Origin of the sequence: Oerskovia douganii (assembly GCF_015142735.1) — a bacterium.
Lineage (GTDB): Bacteria > Actinomycetota > Actinomycetes > Actinomycetales > Cellulomonadaceae > Oerskovia > Oerskovia douganii.
In genome coordinates this window covers 25,839-42,846 of the sequence record NZ_JACSPN010000010.1, presented here as the reverse complement: position 1 = coordinate 42,846, position 17,008 = coordinate 25,839, and the positions used below count along the sequence as shown (strand labels likewise).

Sequence of the window (17,008 nt, the reverse complement as noted above, 5' to 3'; positions counted from 1 at the left end):
GGGAGGCGCCTGTCAGCGCACGCGATGGTCCATCGGACGCGAACCGCCGCCTCGGACCGCCAGCCTCCGGTCGGGTCTACGGCCCCTCGCGCGGGACCAGGACCCGCACGCCGCCACGCTCGAGGACCGTCGTCGTCTCCTCGTCGAGGGTCCGGACGGTCGTGGCGTCGAACCCGTTGCCGACCGACCGCACCAGGAGCGTCGCGGACCCCGACGTCAGGTAGCGCAACGCCTCGCGCTGCCACGCCGCGTTCTCCCGGCGCGGGACGGGGTCGCCCGCCGCGTCACGCGTCCCGACGTCGTACGAGTACCCGGACAGGTCCACCGGGAGCTCGCACCCCGCGCGCAGGTCCCGGCTCAGGACGTCGGTCAGCGCGAGCAGCACGGGCGAGTCCGCACGGACGCAGCCCGTGGCGGGGAGCGCGGCGCGGAGCTCGGCAGCGGGGAACGGGGTCACCCGCTGCGTCGAGGTCACCCCGGCACCGAGCGTGAAGCCCAGGCACAGGACCGCGGCCACGGCCTCACGCCAGCGCACCGGCACGAGCGAGACCGCGGCCGCGAGCACGAGCACCAGGGCCGGGACCACGAAGGCCGCGTACTGCTGGTATGCCGACGGCGACGCCACGAGCACCACGGTCTGCACGACCAGGAGCGCGACCCACAGGCGCCCCCGCCGACCGACCCAGGCGACGACCGCCCCGACGAGCACGACCCCCAGCACGGCCCAGACCAGGGCGAGCTGCGCCGTCGGGGTCCGGACCCACTCCGCGTCGCCCGTGCCTGCGATCCACGCGAGCCGCTGCTCGAGGTCCGCGGCGGACTGCCGGGGCCGTCCGAGCTGGTCCAGCACCACCATGCGGAACATGTCCGCTCCCGCCGCGACCGCGAACGGTGCCAGCACGACCGCGACCGCCGCGACCGCCCCCGCAGCCACGCGCGCCGCGACCCGCCAGCCCGCGGTCACGAGCACCCACGCGGCCACGACCGCCAACGGCACGACGCCCCAGATCTTGACCGTCGCACCGAGGCCCAGCACCGCGCCGCCCGCCCAGAGCCAGCCCGCTCCGGCGACCGCCGTCGGGTGCCGGCCCGCGTCGAGGCCGCGCAGCAGCAGGACGACCCCGCCCAGCAGGCACAGCGATCCCCACGGTTCGAGCAGCGTCACGCGCTCTGCCCAGGCCGCCGCGTACGACACGGCGTACAGGACGCCGCCCACGACCATCGCCGCGGTGCCCCAGCGGCGTGCGACCCGCGTCACGAGGACGGCGTTCGCGGCGCCGACCAGCAGGAAGCCCGCACGGGCGGCCACCAGGGCGTCGCTGTCCTCGATCCACCAGGTGAGCGCCGCGAAGGGTGTCAGGGCGAGCATCGAGCCGGGCGGGTGCAGGAGCAGGAAGTCGCGGTACGGCAGGAGGCCGTGCACGAACGCGACGGCCGACGAGAAGTACACGCCGTCGTCGTACCCGTGGTTGCCCCGCAGCCCGACTGCCCCGCCCACGACGTGCCACCGCACGAGGAACGCGAGCGCGGCGACCCCGGCGGCGACGGCCCAGCCCGTGGCCGGGCTCGGTCGGACGACCAGACGGGGGGTGCGGGGTGCGGGGCTCACTTCCTCGAGTCTGCCGGGCGTCGCGCGGTGCCGCGCGGGGGGAGTGGCGCTCAGCGCCCGACGGCGGAGCTCGCCCCGGGCGTCCGGCGAGCGCTGGGTGCCGAGAAGGAGTCGTCCGGCCGGCCGATGCGCGGCTGCTCCTACGCACTCAGCGGTGCGGCCGGGCCGCAGGTCCTGTCAGAGGCCGAGCGCGGCTCCGGCGCCGAGGCCCGCGAGGAGCCCGACCGTGATCGTCCCGACCGTGAGCGCGACCGGGTGGGCGGGGGTGCCGTTGAGGCGCTGCCAGAGGCTCGGGGCGCGGACCGGCGTCGCGGCGTGGTGGATCTCGCGGCGCGAGATGCCCGCCGTGACGGGGGCGGGCTCGGTGGCGTGCTGGGTGCTCATGGTCGTACCTCCGGGGTGTGCGTTCCCCACGGTAGGCATGGACCGCCCCGCCAGGTGCGGTGGGGAGGGGGTGAAGAGGGTCACGTGTCGCACCGGTGGCGGGGGCGCCGGGGGTGGACTAGCGGCCCGGCCACCGGCGCGTGCCGCGTCAGAGGCCCGGGGACTCGATCGGGTCGAGCCGCATGGTGGTGGCGGGCTGCGGCTCCTCGAGCGTCTCGACGTCCGCGGCCTGCGGGGCGAGGAGGCGCTCCACGGCGCCGTCGAGGTTCGCGGTGATCGCGGCGACGAGCCCGTCGGCGTCGCGGGCCTCGAGGCGGTCGACGATGTCCTCGTGGTACTCGGCCGAGTCCTTGCGGACCGCGTACTCGCCGCTCACGGTGAAGCTCGCGACGCGGACCTCGACGATGAGCGTGGTCATCCAGCGCACGAGCCACGGGTTCCCGCTCGCGGCGACGAGGGCCCAGTGCACGTTGAGGTCTGCGTCGCCGATGCGACGGGCGTCCTCGCTGCGCCCGGCGGACACGAGCTCGTCGTGCGCGGCGCGCACCGCGGCGATGCCGGCCTGGTCCGCTCGGGCGACGGCGAGGCGCGCCGCGGCGGTCTCGACGGTCTTGCGCGCCTCGTAGAGCGCGGGCACGCGGTCGAGCCCGATGCGGACGACGCTGAGGCCGCGCCCGGGGGTCGCGGTGAGCAGGCCTTCCTGGACGAGGCGTTGTGCTGCCTCGCGGAGCGGTCCGCGGCTCACGCCGAGCTGCCCGGCGATCTCGATCTCGCGCAGGGGTGACCCGACGCGCAGGACGCCCGAGTAGATGGCGTTGCGGAGCTCGACGGTGATCAGGTCGACGGTGGACGGACGGGTCACCGGGGACATGAGGGGGGCGGTGCCGAGTGGTGCCCGTGACGTCGGGGCCATCGACCCTCCTTTCGATTCGGTCACGATCTGGTCTCTCATCATCCTCGGTTCCGGGCCGTGTCACACCACCGGGCCGGGCGCGCCAGGAGCGGGATCCTGCGGCTGCACCCCGACGACCGACTCCATTGTAGACAATCTGACAGTCGGAATTGCGGATTGTTCAATGGTCCGACACGCGCTAGCGTGGCCGACCATTCAGCCGACTCACCCCGGGAACGACCAGCGCGCCCCGGAAGCCGAAGGGAATCATGACCGCCTCGCATCCCGCCCCCACCCGCCGCGCAGCCCGCCGGACCGCCACCGCCGCCGGCGCTCGCCTACCTGGGACGGCGGCCCGCCGGTCCCGCACCCTGGCCGTCTCGGCGACGCTCGTCGCGCTCGGGCTCACGTCGGCCTGCACCAGCACGGCCGACGCCGGTGACGGCAGCGCCCTCGACCGGCTGCGCGAGTCCGGGACCGTGTCCGTGGGCTTCGCGGGGGAGGCCCCCTACAGCTACGAGGACGGCGGCGAGCTCACGGGGGCCACCGTCGCCCTGCACCGCGAGATCTTCGCCGAGCTCGGGATCGAGACCGTCGAGGGCGTCAACACCGAGTTCGGCTCGCTCATCCCGGGGCTCACCGCGAGCCGCTTCGACGCCGTGAGCGCCGGGATGTCGATCCTGCCGGACCGCTGCGAGCAGGCCGCGTTCAGCGAGCCCGAGTTCATGTACACGACCGCCTTCCTGGTGCCCGAGGGCAACCCGGCGAACCTCACCGACATGCAGTCCGTGCAGGACGCGGGGATCAGGCTCGCGACCATGAGCGGCGCGGTCGAGGGTGACTACGCCCGCGCGCTCGGGCTCGACCACCTCGAGGTCGGCACTCCCCAGGACGGGCTCGACGCGGTCGCCGCAGGCCGTGCCGCCGCGTTCGCCCTGACGGGCATCTCGCTCAACAACCTGGTCGAGGGTGCGTCCGCCCCGGTCGAGGTCACCGAGTCGTTCGTCGCCGAGATCGACGGCGTCCCGCAGATCGGCGCAGGCGGCACGGTCTTCCGGACGAACGACACCGAGCTGCTCGCGGCCTACAACGAGAAGCTCGCGGAGATCGTCGCGGACGAGGAGCGCTACCTGAGCATCGTCGGTGAGTACGGTTTCACGGCCGCCGAGCGCCCCGTCGAGGGTCTGACGACCGAGGCGCTGTGCGGCGGCGACCTCGACGCGCTGGCGCAGGACCTCGCCCCCGAGCTCGGGCAGGACGGCTGAGAGGCCGCTCCCCATGTCCGACGATCTCCAGATCCTCCTCGACTCGCTCCCGAGGCTGGGTGACGCGGTCCTGGTCACGCTCCAGCTCACGGTCGGTGGTGCGGCGCTCGCGTTCGTCGTCGCGGTGCTCCTGGGCCTCGGGTCCCGGACCGGTTCGCTGCTCGTGCGCGGCCCGTCGCGCGTCGTCGTCGAGCTGCTGCGCGGCACGTCGCTCGTGGTGCAGCTCTTCTGGCTCTTCTACGTCCTGCCGGTCTTCGGGTTCCGGCTCGAGTCGCTCGTGTGCGGCATCCTCGCGCTCGGCCTCAACTTCGGGGCCTACGGCGCGGAGGTCGTGCGTGGTTCGCTCGCAGCCGTCCCGACCGGGCAGTGGGAGGCCGCGGTCGCGCTCGACCTCAGTCCGGTGCACCGCATGCGGCGCGTCGTCTTCCCGCAGGCGTGGCCCTTGATGATCCCGATGTTCACGAACCTCCTGATCCAGCTCGTCAAGGGGTCGGCGCTCGCGACGTACATCCTGCTGCACGACCTCAACTACTTCATCGAGCAGCTCCGTCGAGGGACGCAGGACACCGTCTTCTCCTACGGCGTGGGCCTGGTCCTGTACTTCCTCCTGGCCTACGCGCTGACCCTCCTGATGAACGCGCTCGAGGTCCGGGCCAAGCACCGGGTCGGTGCGGGGCCGTCGCTGCGGCAGGTGCTGTCGGTCGTGCCCGGCCGTCGACCGGTGAGAGCGGGTGCCGCATGAGCGACGTGTGGAGCTGGCAGCGTGCGGCCGACGTCCTGCCGTTCATCCTCGAGGGGTTCAAGGTCACGCTCCTCGCGACGTTCGTCGGCACGGCGATCGCGGCCGTGCTGGGCCTGGTCGTCGCGCTCGCGCGGCGGTCGTCGAACCGGTGGCTGACGGTGCCGCTGGGCGTCGCGGTCGAGTTCGTCCGGTCGACCCCGCTGCTCGTGCAGCTGGTCTTCGCGTACCTGCTGCTCACGGACCTGTCGGCCATGACGATCGGGTTCGTGGTGCTGGGTGTCCACTACGCGACGTACATGTCGGAGGTCTACCGGGCGGGGATCGACGCGGTGCCGCGCGGGCAGTGGGAGGCGGCCAAGGCGCTCAACCTGCCGCGGGCCCGGACGTGGCGGGCCGTGGTCCTTCCTCAGGCGGTCCGCAAGACGCTGCCCGGCCTGGGCAACTATGCGATCTCGATGTTCAAGGAGACCCCGTTCCTCTTCGCGATCGGTGTGGTCGAGATGTTCACTGCGGCCGAGCAGTACGGCAGCCGCACGTTCGTCTACACCGAGGCACTCACGCTCGTCGGGATCCTGTTCCTGGTCGCGAGCTATCCGACGTCCCTGCTGGTGCGCAGATTGGAGACCCGCCTTGCGTAGCACGCCCCCTGTCCCGATCCCTCCGGTCGACGCCCCTATGGCTTCCGCTGTGAGCCCGTCCCGTCCTGGGGTCCGTCCATCGGACGGTCCTTCGGTCGCGCCCCGTGACGCCGGCCCGACGGCGCCGCTCGCCTCGCGTCCGCCCGCACCCCGGGCGGTGGTCGCGCCGTGCGCGTCGCCGTCGGGCTCGGGTCCGGTGGCTCCGCCGGCGATCGAGCTGCGGGGGGTCGTCAAGCGGTTCGGCGCGAACACGGTGCTCGACGGACTCGACTTCTCGGTCGCGAAGGGGGACCGGGTCACGCTCATCGGTCCGTCGGGTTCGGGCAAGACGACGATCCTGCGGCTCCTCATGACGCTCGAGGAGTCGGACGCGGGCCTGATCCTGGTGGACGGTGACCCGTACACGCACGAGATGAAGGGTCGTCGTCGGGTCGCGTTGAGCGAGCGGCGCCGCAGCCTGGTCCGCAAGCGGGTCGGGATGGTGTTCCAGCAGTTCAACCTGTTCCCCAACATGACGGTCCTGGAGAACATCGTCGAGGCGCCGGTGCACGTGCTCGGCATCTCGAAGGAGCAGGCCGTGCACCGCGCGAAGGAGCTGCTCGACCAGGTGGGTCTGGGGGACAAGGCCGACGCCCGGTGCACGCAGCTCTCGGGCGGGCAGCAGCAGCGGGTCGCGATCGCGCGTGCCCTGGCGATGGACCCGGAGATCCTGCTGCTCGACGAGGTGACGAGCGCGCTCGACCCGGAGCTGGTCGCCGACGTGCTGGGGGTGCTGCGCGAGGTCGCGGAGACCACGGACATCACGATGCTCATCGTGACGCACGAGATGCAGTTCGCCCGTGACGTGTCGAACCGCGTGCTGATGTTCGACCACGGGCGCATCGTCGAGGAGGCGGACCCCGAGACGATGTTCAGCGCTCCTCGCGAGGAGCGCACGCAGGAGTTCCTCAAGGCGGTGCTGGCGGGCTGAGCCGCCTGTTCCGCACTCGGCCCGTCGCGCGGCGTCAGCCCGCGGCGGGCCGCCCTGTGCTCCCGCGCACCACGAGGCTCGTCGCGAGGTCCATGCGCGTGTTGGTCACGTCGCCGTCGCGGGCCTTGAGGACGAGCCGGGCGGCTTCCTGGCCCATCTCCTGGAGCGGCTGGTGGACCGTGGTGAGGGCGGGGCTGGACCAGCGGGCCACGGGGACGTCGTCGTACCCGACGATCGAGAGGTCCTCGGGGACGCGCAGGCCGTGGCGGCGCGCGGCCTCGAGGACGCCGAGGGCCTGGAGGTCGGAGCCCGCGAAGATCGCGGTGGGTGGCTCGGGCAGGCTCAGGAGCTCCTCGGCTCGGTCGGTGCCGCCCTGCGGGTGGAAGTCCCCGAACCGCACCAGGTCGGGATCTGCGGCGATCCCGGCGGTGCCGAGCGCCGAGCGGTAGCCGTCGAGCCGAGCGAGCGAGCACATCATGTCCTCGGGTCCCGTGATGACCCCGATGCGGCGGTGGCCCAGCTCGATGAGGTGGCGCGTGGCCATGAGCCCGCCCTGCCAGTTCGCGGAGCCGACCGACGGGACGTCGGGCTCGGGGTCCCCTGCGGGGTCGATGACGGCGAACGGGATGGCCCGGGACCGGAGCTGTTCCTTGACGGCGGCGGGGAGGGTCGAGAAGACGAGCACGACGCCGAGCGGTCGGCGGGCCAGGACGCCCTCTATCCACTCGGGCCCGGGCGCGTGGCGGGTGCCGCTCTCGGTGAGCACGACGCTCGCGCCGTTCTCCCGCGCGACGTCCTCGACGCCGCGGATGAGCTCCATGGCCCAGATGCTCTCGAGCTCGTGGAACACGATCTCGATGAGGGGGGCCGAGGCGGTGGGGCTCTTGCGGCGCCGGTAGCCGTGCTGGACGAGCAGCGCCTCGACGCGGTCGCGGGTCCCTGCGGACACGTCGGTGCGTCCGTTGAGCACCTTGGACACGGTCGAGAGGGACACCTGGGCCTCGGCCGCCACGGCGGCCAGCGTGACCCGGCCGGGAAGAACGTCGTCGGTCATGCGGGCCAGCGTAGCGCCTCGGGCAGAAACTTTCGATGGGTGTTTTGGGCGGTGTTGCGGAAGCCTTCTCAAGGTTCTCGCGGTTGATAACAGTTCGGCGTCGGTGTTGACCCTGAGGATTTCGAGTCTTAGAGTCCAGGGCAACCGAGTACTTTCGGCGCAGACGCCGAAACTTTCGAAAGGGTTCGATGATGAACACAAGAACGCGGAAGTCGCTCACGGCCGCGGCCGTGGCGTCGGCGCTGGTCCTCCCGCTCGCCGCGTGCGCGAGCGGAGACTCCGGCGGGTCGAGCCGCCCCGAGAACGAGATCCACGTGATGGTCTACGGGGACGCGACCAACAAGGTCGAGCAGCAGATGGTCGACACCTTCAACGCGACCTCCGACGTCAAGGTCGTCCTCGACACCATCCCGGGCGCCGACTACCAGCAGAAGCTCCAGACGATCATCGACACCAACGCGGCGCCGGACGTCTTCTTCAACTGGGGCGGCGGCTCGATCGAGCCCTTCGTCGACGCCGACCTGCTCCTGCCCCTCGACGACTTCATCGCCGAGGACCCCCAGCTCAAGGACGCGTTCCTGCCCGCGGTGTTCAACTCGGCCGTGATCGACGGGAAGTCCTACGGCATCCCCATGCGCGGCACGCAGCCCGTCATGCTGTTCCACAACAAGCAGGTCCTCGCGGACGCCGGCATCGAGGCCCCCGAGACCTGGGACGAGCTGCTCGCCGCGGTCGAGACCCTCCAGGCCAAGGGCGTGACCCCCATCGCCCTCGGCGGCGCCGACCAGTGGCCGACCCTCATGTGGTACCAGTACGCGTTCGACCGCGTCGCAGGCCCCGAGCTCTTCGAGAAGGCCCTCGCGGGCGAGTCGGACGTGTGGGACTCGCCCGAGAGCCGTGAGGCGCTCGACAAGCTCTCCGAGCTCATCGAGGCGGGCGCCTTCGGCACCAACTTCGACTCGGTGAAGTTCACCGACGGCGGCTCGCCCGCCCTCCTGCGCACGGGCAAGGCCGCGTTCGAGCTCATGGGCTCGTGGAACTACTCGACGCACTACGACGTCGAGCCCGAGTGGACCGACGCCAACCTCGGCTACACGGCGTTCCCCGCGATCGACGGCGGCAAGGGCGACGCGGCCAACATCACGGGCAACACCAACAACTTCTACTCGGTGCTCGCCAAGACCCGCTACCCGGACACCGTGCGCGACTTCCTGAAGCTCATGTACTCGGACGAGTTCGTCGAGGCGCAGCTCGCGATCGGCAACCTGCCGACCACGACCAACACCGAGCAGTTCCTGGACCAGGCCGCGAGCCCCGACTACGCCGCCTTCCAGTTCGACCTCGTCAAGAACGCCCCGCACTTCCAGATGTCCTGGGACCAGGCGTTCCCCCCGGCTGCCGGCACCCCGCTCAAGATCGCGGTCCAGCAGTTCTTCAGCGGTCAGATCGACGCCGACGGCTTCATCCAGGCGATGCAGTCCCTGCCGGCCTCGCGCTGACCCGGTCCCCCGGACGGAGATCGACATGACCACCCGCGCACCCCAGGGGCGCACGCGCCCGGGCGCCGCCGACCAGCAGGTCGGCCGCCCGGGCGTGGTCTGGGCACTGCCCGCCGCCCTGTTCTTCGGGCTCTTCGCCCTCCTGCCCATGGTCCTCGTGCTCGTGCTGTCGTTCACGCAGTGGAGCGGGCTGGGCAGCCCCGAGTTCGTCGGGACCGAGAACTGGTCCCGCCTCCTCGACGACCCCGTGATGCTCAAGAGCATCGGGCTCTCGCTCCTGCTGACCGCGCTCGGCGTCGTGACCCAGACCCCGGTCGCGATGCTGCTGGGCGTGTGGGCCGCGGGCCACCAGTGGAACCGCGCGGTGCTCTCGGCGATCTTCTTCGTGCCGCTGCTGCTGTCGGCGGCCGCGGTGTCCGTGCTGTGGCGCGCGGTGCTCGACCCGAACTTCGGCGTCCCGGCCCAGATGGAGTGGTTGTTCGGCGACGGCAACCTGTTCGGCAACCAGTCGACCGCGATCGCGGTCCTGGTGTTCGTGAGCCTGTGGCAGTTCACGCCCCTGCACGCCCTGATCTACCAGGGGGCCGCGAAGGCAGTGCCGCCCATGCTCTACGAGGCGGCCGAGATCGACGGCGCCGGGCGCGTCCGCTCGTTCTTCGCGATCACGCTCCCGCAGCTCCGGAACACCATGATCACCTCGATGATCCTCATGATCGTCGGCGGCCTGACGACGTTCGACACGGTCCTCATCCTCACCAACGGCGGACCCGGCACGGACACGACCATCACGGCCTTCTACATGTACCAGAAGGCGTTCCGCGGCTTCGACTTCGGCCTCGCGTCCGCGATCGCCGTGGTCCTGGTCGTCGCGGCGACCGCGATCTCCCTGGTCACGGTCCGCCTGTCCGGGTACGACAAGATGCGCAGCGAGCTGGAGGGCGTGTGATGAGCAACGACCTGAGCGTCACCCCCGCAGAGCACGCCTCCGGCCCGACGACGCCGCCCACCCCGGGTGGTGCGTCCCGCCCGGGCGGGACGCAGGACGGCGGCGCGCGGCGGCGTCGGGCAGGCGGCCGGGCGGGCCGGGGCAGCCGCAACCGGCCCAACTGGGGCGCCGGGATCGCGGTCACGATCTGGCTCCTGATCGTCGCGATCCCCCTCTACGTGCTGGTCACGGCGTCGTTCCAGACGCAGGCCGGGTACGCCCAGGGCGGGCCCCTGTCCCTGCCGACCACGTTCACGCTCGACAACTTCACCAACGCGTTCGAGCAGGGCTTCGGCCGCTACTTCCTCAACACGGTCGTCGTGACGGTCGCCGTGGTCGGGATCGTGGTGCTGCTCGTGCCGCCGCTGTCGTACGCGATCGTGCGCAACCGCTCCCGGGCCACCACGGGCATCTTCCGGATGTTCCTGCTGGGCCTCGCGGTCCCCGCGAGCGCCGTGATCGTCCCGATCTTCTACGTGATCTCGGTCGTGGGCCTGTACGACAACCTGATCGGCGTGATCCTGCCGACCGCGGCGTTCTGCCTGCCGATCTGCACCATCATCCTCAGCGGCTCGATGCGTGACATCACCAACGAGCTGTACGAGGCCATGGCCCTCGACGGGGCGTCGCCCAGGCGCGTGTTCCTGCAGCTCGTGCTTCCGTTGTCCAAGGGCGGTGTCGCGACGATCGTCGTCTACTCGGCGCTGCAGGCCTGGAACGGGTTCCTGTTCCCCCTGATCCTCACGCAGTCCGAGGCGACCAAGGTCATCACGCTCGGCCTCTTCAACTTCCAGACGCAGTACGGCGTCAACATCCCCGGCCTCCTCGCGGCGGTCGTCATGTCGATGATCCCGATCCTGCTCGTGTACCTGTTCGCCCGGCGTGCCCTGGTCCAGGGCCTCATGGGCGTCGGCGGAAAGTAGCTCCACGATGACTCTTCAGACGAACCAGACCGAGCTGCCCGTGTGGTCCGACCCGACGGTCGGCACCGGGACCCGTGTCAAGGCCCTCATGGCCGAGATGACCCTCCGGGAGAAGGTCGCCCAGCTCTTCGGGGTGTGGGTCGGCGCATCGGCCGAGGGCGGCGAGGTCGCCCCGCACCAGCACGACATGGAGGACGGCGTCGACCTCGACGCGATCCTGCCCGACGGGCTGGGGCAGCTCACCCGGCCCTTCGGGACCAACCCGGTCGACCCGGCCCTGGGTGCGCTGTCGCTGCTGCGCACGCAGGAGCGCGTGCGCTCCGCGAACCGGTTCGGCATCCCGGCCGTGGCGCACGAGGAGTGCCTCGCCGGGTTCGCCGCGTGGGGCGCGACGGCCTACCCCGTGCCGTTGTCCTGGGGGGCGACGTTCGACCCCGCGCTCGTGCGTCGCATGGCGGAGCGGATCGGGCAGGACATGCGCTCGGTCGGCGTGCACCAGGGCCTGGCCCCCGTGCTCGACGTCGTGCGCGACGCCCGCTGGGGCCGCGTCGAGGAGACCATCGGCGAGGACCCGTACCTCGTGGGGACCGTCGCCACGGCGTACGTCCAGGGCCTGGAGTCCGCGGGCATCGTCGCGACGCTCAAGCACTTCGCGGGCTACTCGGCCTCGCGCGGCGGCCGCAACCACGCGCCCGTCTCCATGGGGGCGCGCGAGCGCGCCGACGTGATCCTGCCGCCGTTCGAGATGGCCGTCCGCGAGGGCGGCGTGCGCTCGGTCATGCACGCCTACACCGACACCGACGGCATCCCGTCGGCCGCCGACCGCGAGCTCCTCACGGGACTCCTGCGCGACACGTGGGGCTTCGACGGGACCGTCGTCGCCGACTACTTCGGGATCGCGTTCCTCAAGATCATGCACGGCGTGGCCGGGGACTGGGCCGAGGCCGCCGCGGCGGCGCTCGCGGCGGGCGTCGACGTCGAGCTGCCGACCGTCAAGACGTTCGGCGAGCCGCTCGTCGCGGCCCTCGAGGCCGGGGAGGTCGACGTCGCGCTCGTGGACCGCGCCCTGGAGCGCGTGCTGCGCCAGAAGGTCGAGCTCGGCCTGCTCGACGCGGGCTGGGACCCGGTCCCGGGCGTGCTGCGCGACGTGCCCGCGGACGTGCTCGCGGCCGTCGCCGGACCCGGTGACGAGGCGGCCGTGGCCGCGCTGCGCGGGACCGTCGACCTCGACGGCCCCGCCAACCGGGCGCTGGCCCGCGAGGTCGCCGAGCAGGCCGTGGTCCTGCTCGCGAACGACGGCGTGCTGCCGCTCGGCCCCGACGTGCGCCGGGTCGCGCTCGTGGGTCCCACGGCCGAGGACCCCATGGCCGTGCTCGGCTGCTACTCGTTCCCCGCGCACGTGGGCCTGGCCCACCCGGAGGTCCCGCTCGGGATCTCGCTGCCCACGCTCGCCGCGTCGCTGCGCGCCGAGCTGCCGGGCGTCACGCTCGACGTGCTGCCCGCGATCACGCTCGACGGCACGAGCGACCCGTCCTCGACCGGGGCCGTGAGCACGGCCGAGGTCGCGGCGGCCGACGCCGAGGGTATCGCGGCGGCGGTCGACCTGGCCCGCGAGGCCGACGTCGTCGTGGTCGCCCTGGGCGACCGGGCCGGCCTGTTCGGTCGCGGCACGAGCGGCGAGGGCTGCGACGCCGAGTCGCTGCGCCTGCCCGGCGCGCAGCAGGACCTGCTCGACGCGCTCCTCGCGACGGGCCGTCCCGTGGTCGCGACGATCCTCTCGGGTCGTCCCTACGCGCTCGGCGCGGCCGCGACCCCCGCGCCCGGGAAGCCCGGCGCCGCGGCGATCGTCCAGGCGTTCTTCGCGGGCGAGGAGGGGACCCCCGCGGTCGCGGGCGTCCTGTCGGGGCGCGTGGCGCCGTCGGGCCGGCTGCCCGTGAGCGTGCCCGGGACCGAGGGCGCCCAGCCCACGTCCTACCTGGCCGCGACGCTCGCGCAGGCGACCGACGTGTCGAACATCGACCCGACCGCGGCCTTCGCGTTCGGCCACGGGCTCACGTACACGAGCTTCGACTGGTCGGACCTCGAGGTGGGCACGGCCGAGGCCGCGACCGACGGGGCCTTCGAGGCGTCGTTCGTCGTGCGGAACACGGGCGGGCGCGACGGCGTGGAGGTCGTGCAGCTCTACGCGCACGACCCCGTGGCCTCGGTCGTGCGGCCCGTGCAGCGGCTGATCGGGTACGTGCGCGTCCCGCTCGCGGCCGGTGCCTCGGCGCGCGTGAGCGCGACCGTGCCCGCCGACGTCCTGTCCTTCACTGGGCGCGACGGCCGGCGGATCGTCGAGCCGGGCGCGATCGAGCTGCGGTTCGGGGCGTCGAGCGCCGACGTGCGGCTCACGGCGCCCGTGCGGCTCGTGGGCGACGTGCGCGTGGTCGACCACACGCGTGAGCTGCACGCGCCGCTCATGGTGGGCTGACGCGGTGCCGAACCCGAGGTCCGTCAGGCAACCGACCCTTGTCGCCCTGCCGACCTCGGGTTCGGCAGCCGGGCGCGGGGGCCGGGCAGCCGGAGCACGGGCAGCCAGGACCTTCGCGAACCCCGTCCTGCCCGGCACGCACCCGGACCCGAGCATCTGCCGGGTCCCCGGGGCCACCCGGGACGACGGGACCGTCGCGCCCGACGACTACTACCTCGTCACCTCGACCTTCGAGTACTTCCCGGGCCTGCCCGTCTTCCACAGCCACGACCTCGTCACGTGGACGCAGGTGGGCCACGCGATCCACCGGACCGACCAGGTGGACATGTCGAGCGTGCCGTCGTCGGGCGGGCTGTACGCCGCGACGATCCGCCACCACGACGGGACGTTCTACGTCGTCACGACCCTCGTCCACACGCAGGGGCAGGGCGGGCACCTCCTCGTGACGGCGACCGACCCCGCCGGGCCGTGGTCCGACCCGGTGTGGCTCGCGGGGGACGGGATCGACCCGTCGCTCTTCTTCGACGCTGCCGGTCCCGACGACGCTGCCGGTCCCGACGACGGCGCGCGCGTGTGGCTCACCGCGACGCGCCTCGCCGACCCGGGGGAGTGGGAGGGGCAGACCGAGGTGTGGCTGCGTGAGCTGGACCTCGCGGCCGGGGCGCTCGTCGGCCCCGAGCACGTCCTGTGGCGCGGGGCGCTGCACGGCGCTGTCTGGGCCGAGGGCCCGCACCTGTACCGGGTGGGCGACCACTACTACCTGCTCGCCTCCGAGGGCGGGACCGAGCACCGCCACGCGGTGTCGGTCGCGCGAGCCGACGCCGTGACCGGCCCGTACGTGGGCAACCCCGCGAACCCGGTCCTCACGCACCGGCACCTGGGCCGGGACTTCCCCGTGGTCGGCGTCGGGCACGCCGACCTCGTGGAGACCGCCGCCGGCGAGTGGTGGATGGTGCTGCTCGGCAGCCGCCCCTACGGCGGCTACTTCCCCAACCTGGGCCGCGAGACGTTCCTCGCGCCCGTGGTCTGGGAGGACGGGTGGCCCGTGGTCGCCCCGGGCGTCGGCCACGTCGCGGGGAGGTTCCCCCTGCCCGACGTCGGAGCGCGGCTCCCCGGGGCGGGGTCGCCCGCGCCGTCCGGGCCTCCCGTCGAGGTGGGGCCGGGTGCCGAGGTGAGCGCCGTCGTCGTGCACGAGACCGACGGGACGGACGACGAGCTCGACCTCGCGTGGAACCAGGTGCGGACGGGGGACCGGTTCTGGTCCCTGACCGAACGGCCCTGGCACCTGCGGCTCCCGCTGCTGCCCGCGACGCTGTCCGACGTCTCGACCCCCGCGTTCCTGGGGCGCCGCCAGCAGCACACGGACATGGACCTCACGGTGCGCGTCGACGTCGACCCCGCGGGGCCCGACGAGTGGGCCGGGCTCGCGGTGCGACAGTCCGAGGACGCGTGGATCGCAGCGGTCGTGACGCGGGCGTCGCCCGGCGCGGCCGACGCGCCCGGTGGGCGCGAGCTCCTCGTCGTCGAACGCTTCGACGGCGAGGAGGCCGTCGTGGGCCGCGTCGCGCTCGGACCGCTCGGGCTGGGCGAGGGTCCCGTGGACGTGGCCCTGCACGCCGCCGGGCAGGACTACACCTGCGGGGTCCGGACGGTACGCGGCTTCCACGCGGTGGCGACCGTGCACGGCGGGCGGCTCAGCTCGCCCGAGGCGGGCGGGTTCCTCGGCGTGTGGGTCGGGCCCTACGCGACGGGCCGCGGGACGGCTACCGCGACCGTCGCGGACGTCGAGTGCGTGGAGTACCGGGGGTCTTAGGACACCTCGCGATCTTCGGTCTGCTCGGGCCGGGCGGCATCATCGGCCCTGTCCTCGGCGGCTTCCTCATCGAGGGGGACGTCCTCGGTCTCGGGTCGCACGCGCGGCGGCGCCCTGCGTCCGTCACGGGACCCCGGCGTCAGCGGAGGCGCCCGGCCCTCGCGCGTACTCTTGAGCGCATGAGTGCACGTTTCGAGATCCTTGTTCGCCCGACGGCGGGTCCCTCGGAATTCCCCCGTCTCGTGGAGATCTGGCGCAGCGCGGTGCGGGCCACGCACGACTTCCTGGCACAGGCGGACTTCGAGCGGATCGAGGCGGCGCTGGCGTCCGACTATCTTCCTGCGGTCGAGCTCCTCGTGGCCGAGCGTGACGGTCGGGCCGTCGGGTTCGCCGGCATCGCGGACGGCGGCCTGGAGATGCTGTTCGTCGCCGACGAGGCGCGAGGCGAAGGCGTGGGGTCGGCGCTGCTCGCCGAGGCCGTGACCCGACACGGTGTGACCCGGGTCGACGTGAACGAGCAGAACCCCGACGCGCTCGGCTTCTACCTGCACCGCGGCTTCCAGGAGGCGGGACGCAGCCCGCTCGACTCCGACGGTCGTCCCTACCCGATCGTGCACCTGCGCCTGCCCGCCTGATCGAGCGGTACCTGGGCAGGCAGATGCACGTCGGCCCCACCCGGCTCCCGCGGTGACCGCAGGGCGGCGCACCTGGGCCGACGCGTCAGACCCCGCCGGTCCGTAGCGTTCACCCCACGACCAGCCGCAACCGGTTCGCCCCGACGTGCACCGTGACCTCCTGGCCCCACGACGCGACGAGCCGGTCCGACTCGACACCGTCGCCGAACACCACGAGCTGGTCGGACTCGACCGTGAGCCGGAGCTCGCCGCCCGCGTCGAGCAGTCCCTCGGTCAGGTCGGCACCGGTCGCGGGCGACGGCCACGCCTCGCGCACGAACCACGCGAGCGCCGGGTCGGCGGGCCCAGGGAGGCTGCGCCCGCCGCGCTCGCGCGCGATCGACGCGCACCACCCCGTGGCACCGGCCCCCGTCGCGACGATGACCCCCGACGAGGACTGCCTCTCGGACCTGACGGGTCGGCGGCTCGCACCCCGACGGCCTGCCGCGTCGCCCGGGCCGTCCGCGGTGATCCGGTAGCGCGCCGACTGGTGCGACGGGTGGCCGACGAAGACCTCGTTGAGCGCCGTCAGGACCTGTCCGTCGTCGAGCGACGCCCCGACCGTGGTGAGGTCCTCGGTCCGCAGGCCGAGCGCGTGGCCCGGGGCGCCGTCGTCGGGCCTGCCAGCCCCGCGCCCACCCGTCTCCTGAGCCGCCGTCCCTGCGCGCGTCGCGCGTCCCGCGCGCTGCAGGAGCGCGACGGCCGTCGGGACGTCGAGGCGGACCAGCGCCCCCGCGTTGGTCCCCGGCTCGGGGTCGACGCCCAGCACGGGCTGGTCGGTGAGGTACTTCGCGACGTTCGCGACGAGCCCGTCCTGCCCGACCACGACCACGACGTCCTCGGGGGCCACGAGGAACCGACCGAGGTCCGCGCGTTCGACGTCGGCCCGCCGCCATCCCTCGGGGATCGCCGCCACGACCCGGGCGCGAGCCTCGGTCACGGTGTCGTGCCGCTCCTGGACCGCTTCGAGCGTGCGGCCACGCGTGCGGAGGAAGAACTCGGCCTGTCCCCTGGTCGCATGCCGGTCGAGGAGCTCGTCGAGCTCGGTCCGCCGGTGGACGACGACCACGCGCCGCTGGAGGGGCAT

At 72.9% G+C, this 17,008-nt stretch carries 15 protein-coding genes; 10 read left to right on the top strand and 5 right to left on the bottom strand.

Annotated elements, in window-relative coordinates; translation table 11 throughout:
- Positions 1-76: 76 nt before the first annotated feature.
- The 3 genes from H9623_RS09370 to H9623_RS09360 form a co-directional block, all read right to left on the bottom strand.
- Positions 77-1,609 (bottom strand): glycosyltransferase 87 family protein, encoded by a 1,533-nt coding sequence (locus tag H9623_RS09370; protein ID WP_193719792.1) that lies wholly within the window; start codon positions 1,607-1,609, stop codon positions 77-79.
- A 177-nt stretch (positions 1,610-1,786) separates the two neighbouring features.
- Positions 1,787-1,993: a hypothetical protein gene (locus tag H9623_RS09365; RefSeq protein ID WP_193719791.1), complete on the bottom strand. Its 207-nt coding sequence runs from the start codon at positions 1,991-1,993 to the stop codon at positions 1,787-1,789.
- Between the two features lie 148 nt (positions 1,994-2,141).
- A complete protein-coding gene (locus H9623_RS09360; RefSeq protein ID WP_193719790.1) occupies positions 2,142-2,906 on the bottom strand; it encodes a GntR family transcriptional regulator in 765 nt (254 codons plus the stop codon).
- Between the two features lie 248 nt (positions 2,907-3,154).
- On the opposite strand from H9623_RS09360, the gene H9623_RS09355 reads away from it, so the two are divergent.
- From H9623_RS09355 to ehuA, 4 genes are all read left to right on the top strand, one after another.
- A complete protein-coding gene (locus H9623_RS09355; RefSeq protein ID WP_193719789.1) occupies positions 3,155-4,150 on the top strand; it encodes a transporter substrate-binding domain-containing protein in 996 nt (331 codons plus the stop codon).
- A gap of 13 nt (positions 4,151-4,163) precedes the next feature.
- Complete coding sequence (ehuC, locus tag H9623_RS09350; protein ID WP_193719788.1) at positions 4,164-4,892, top strand: ectoine/hydroxyectoine ABC transporter permease subunit EhuC; 729 nt, start codon at positions 4,164-4,166, stop codon at positions 4,890-4,892.
- Positions 4,889-5,530 carry an ectoine/hydroxyectoine ABC transporter permease subunit EhuD gene (ehuD, locus tag H9623_RS09345; RefSeq protein ID WP_193719787.1) on the top strand — a complete coding sequence of 214 codons (642 nt, stop codon included), beginning with the start codon at positions 4,889-4,891 and terminating at the stop codon, positions 5,528-5,530. The genes ehuC and ehuD overlap by 4 nt, the downstream gene beginning before the upstream one ends.
- Before the next feature lie 196 nt (positions 5,531-5,726).
- Positions 5,727-6,500 carry an ectoine/hydroxyectoine ABC transporter ATP-binding protein EhuA gene (gene ehuA / locus H9623_RS09340; protein ID WP_321575365.1) on the top strand — a complete coding sequence of 258 codons (774 nt, stop codon included), beginning with the start codon at positions 5,727-5,729 and terminating at the stop codon, positions 6,498-6,500.
- A gap of 34 nt (positions 6,501-6,534) precedes the next feature.
- Here ehuA and H9623_RS09335 read toward each other — a convergent pair whose 3' ends face one another.
- A complete protein-coding gene (locus H9623_RS09335) occupies positions 6,535-7,554 on the bottom strand; it encodes a LacI family DNA-binding transcriptional regulator (RefSeq protein WP_193719785.1) in 1,020 nt (339 codons plus the stop codon).
- 191 nt (positions 7,555-7,745) lie between these two features.
- Here H9623_RS09335 and H9623_RS09330 point away from each other — a divergent pair, with 191 nt between their 5' ends.
- The 6 genes from H9623_RS09330 (at position 7,746) to H9623_RS09305 (ending at position 15,882) form a co-directional block, all read left to right on the top strand.
- Positions 7,746-9,053: an ABC transporter substrate-binding protein gene (locus H9623_RS09330; protein ID WP_193719784.1), complete on the top strand. Its 1,308-nt coding sequence runs from the start codon at positions 7,746-7,748 to the stop codon at positions 9,051-9,053.
- A gap of 25 nt (positions 9,054-9,078) precedes the next feature.
- Entirely contained in the window at positions 9,079-9,999 is a 921-nt protein-coding gene (locus H9623_RS09325; RefSeq protein ID WP_193719783.1) for a carbohydrate ABC transporter permease, read from the top strand.
- Complete coding sequence (locus tag H9623_RS09320) at positions 9,999-10,961, top strand: carbohydrate ABC transporter permease (protein ID WP_193719782.1); 963 nt, start codon at positions 9,999-10,001, stop codon at positions 10,959-10,961. The genes H9623_RS09325 and H9623_RS09320 overlap by 1 nt, the downstream gene beginning before the upstream one ends.
- A 7-nt stretch (positions 10,962-10,968) precedes the next feature.
- The gene (locus H9623_RS09315) at positions 10,969-13,434 is read left to right on the top strand and encodes a beta-xylosidase/alpha-l-arabinosidase (RefSeq protein WP_193719781.1); all 2,466 of its coding nucleotides are present in this window, start codon (positions 10,969-10,971) and stop codon (positions 13,432-13,434) included.
- Positions 13,435-13,438: 4 nt separating this feature from the next.
- Positions 13,439-15,247: a glycoside hydrolase family 43 protein gene (locus H9623_RS09310; RefSeq protein ID WP_321575364.1), complete on the top strand. Its 1,809-nt coding sequence runs from the start codon at positions 13,439-13,441 to the stop codon at positions 15,245-15,247.
- A gap of 179 nt (positions 15,248-15,426) precedes the next feature.
- Positions 15,427-15,882 (top strand): GNAT family N-acetyltransferase, encoded by a 456-nt coding sequence (locus H9623_RS09305; RefSeq protein ID WP_193719780.1) that lies wholly within the window; start codon positions 15,427-15,429, stop codon positions 15,880-15,882.
- 109 nt (positions 15,883-15,991) lie between these two features.
- Here the strand turns inward: H9623_RS09305 and H9623_RS09300 are convergent, their stop codons facing one another.
- Positions 15,992-17,008, bottom strand: a complete 1,017-nt coding sequence (locus H9623_RS09300) for a diacylglycerol kinase catalytic domain-containing protein (RefSeq protein WP_193719779.1) — start codon at positions 17,006-17,008, stop codon at positions 15,992-15,994.

Bases quoted from the DNA above. Each gene is read 5' to 3' on its own strand.
- H9623_RS09365 (WP_193719791.1), bottom strand. From the start codon at position 1,993: ATGAGCACCCAGCACGCCACCGAGCCCGCCCCCGTCACGGCGGGCATC.
- H9623_RS09360 (WP_193719790.1), bottom strand. From the start codon at position 2,906: ATGGCCCCGACGTCACGGGCACCACTCGGCACCGCCCCCCTCATGTCC.
- H9623_RS09355 (WP_193719789.1), top strand. From the start codon at position 3,155: ATGACCGCCTCGCATCCCGCCCCCACCCGCCGCGCAGCCCGCCGGACC.
- ehuC (WP_193719788.1), top strand. From the start codon at position 4,164: ATGTCCGACGATCTCCAGATCCTCCTCGACTCGCTCCCGAGGCTGGGT.
- ehuD (WP_193719787.1), top strand. From the start codon at position 4,889: ATGAGCGACGTGTGGAGCTGGCAGCGTGCGGCCGACGTCCTGCCGTTC.
- H9623_RS09335 (WP_193719785.1), bottom strand. From the start codon at position 7,554: ATGACCGACGACGTTCTTCCCGGCCGGGTCACGCTGGCCGCCGTGGCG.
- H9623_RS09330 (WP_193719784.1), top strand. From the start codon at position 7,746: ATGAACACAAGAACGCGGAAGTCGCTCACGGCCGCGGCCGTGGCGTCG.
- H9623_RS09325 (WP_193719783.1), top strand. From the start codon at position 9,079: ATGACCACCCGCGCACCCCAGGGGCGCACGCGCCCGGGCGCCGCCGAC.
- H9623_RS09320 (WP_193719782.1), top strand. From the start codon at position 9,999: ATGAGCAACGACCTGAGCGTCACCCCCGCAGAGCACGCCTCCGGCCCG.
- H9623_RS09315 (WP_193719781.1), top strand. From the start codon at position 10,969: ATGACTCTTCAGACGAACCAGACCGAGCTGCCCGTGTGGTCCGACCCG.
- H9623_RS09305 (WP_193719780.1), top strand. From the start codon at position 15,427: ATGAGTGCACGTTTCGAGATCCTTGTTCGCCCGACGGCGGGTCCCTCG.
- H9623_RS09300 (WP_193719779.1), bottom strand. From the start codon at position 17,008: ATGCCCCTCCAGCGGCGCGTGGTCGTCGTCCACCGGCGGACCGAGCTC.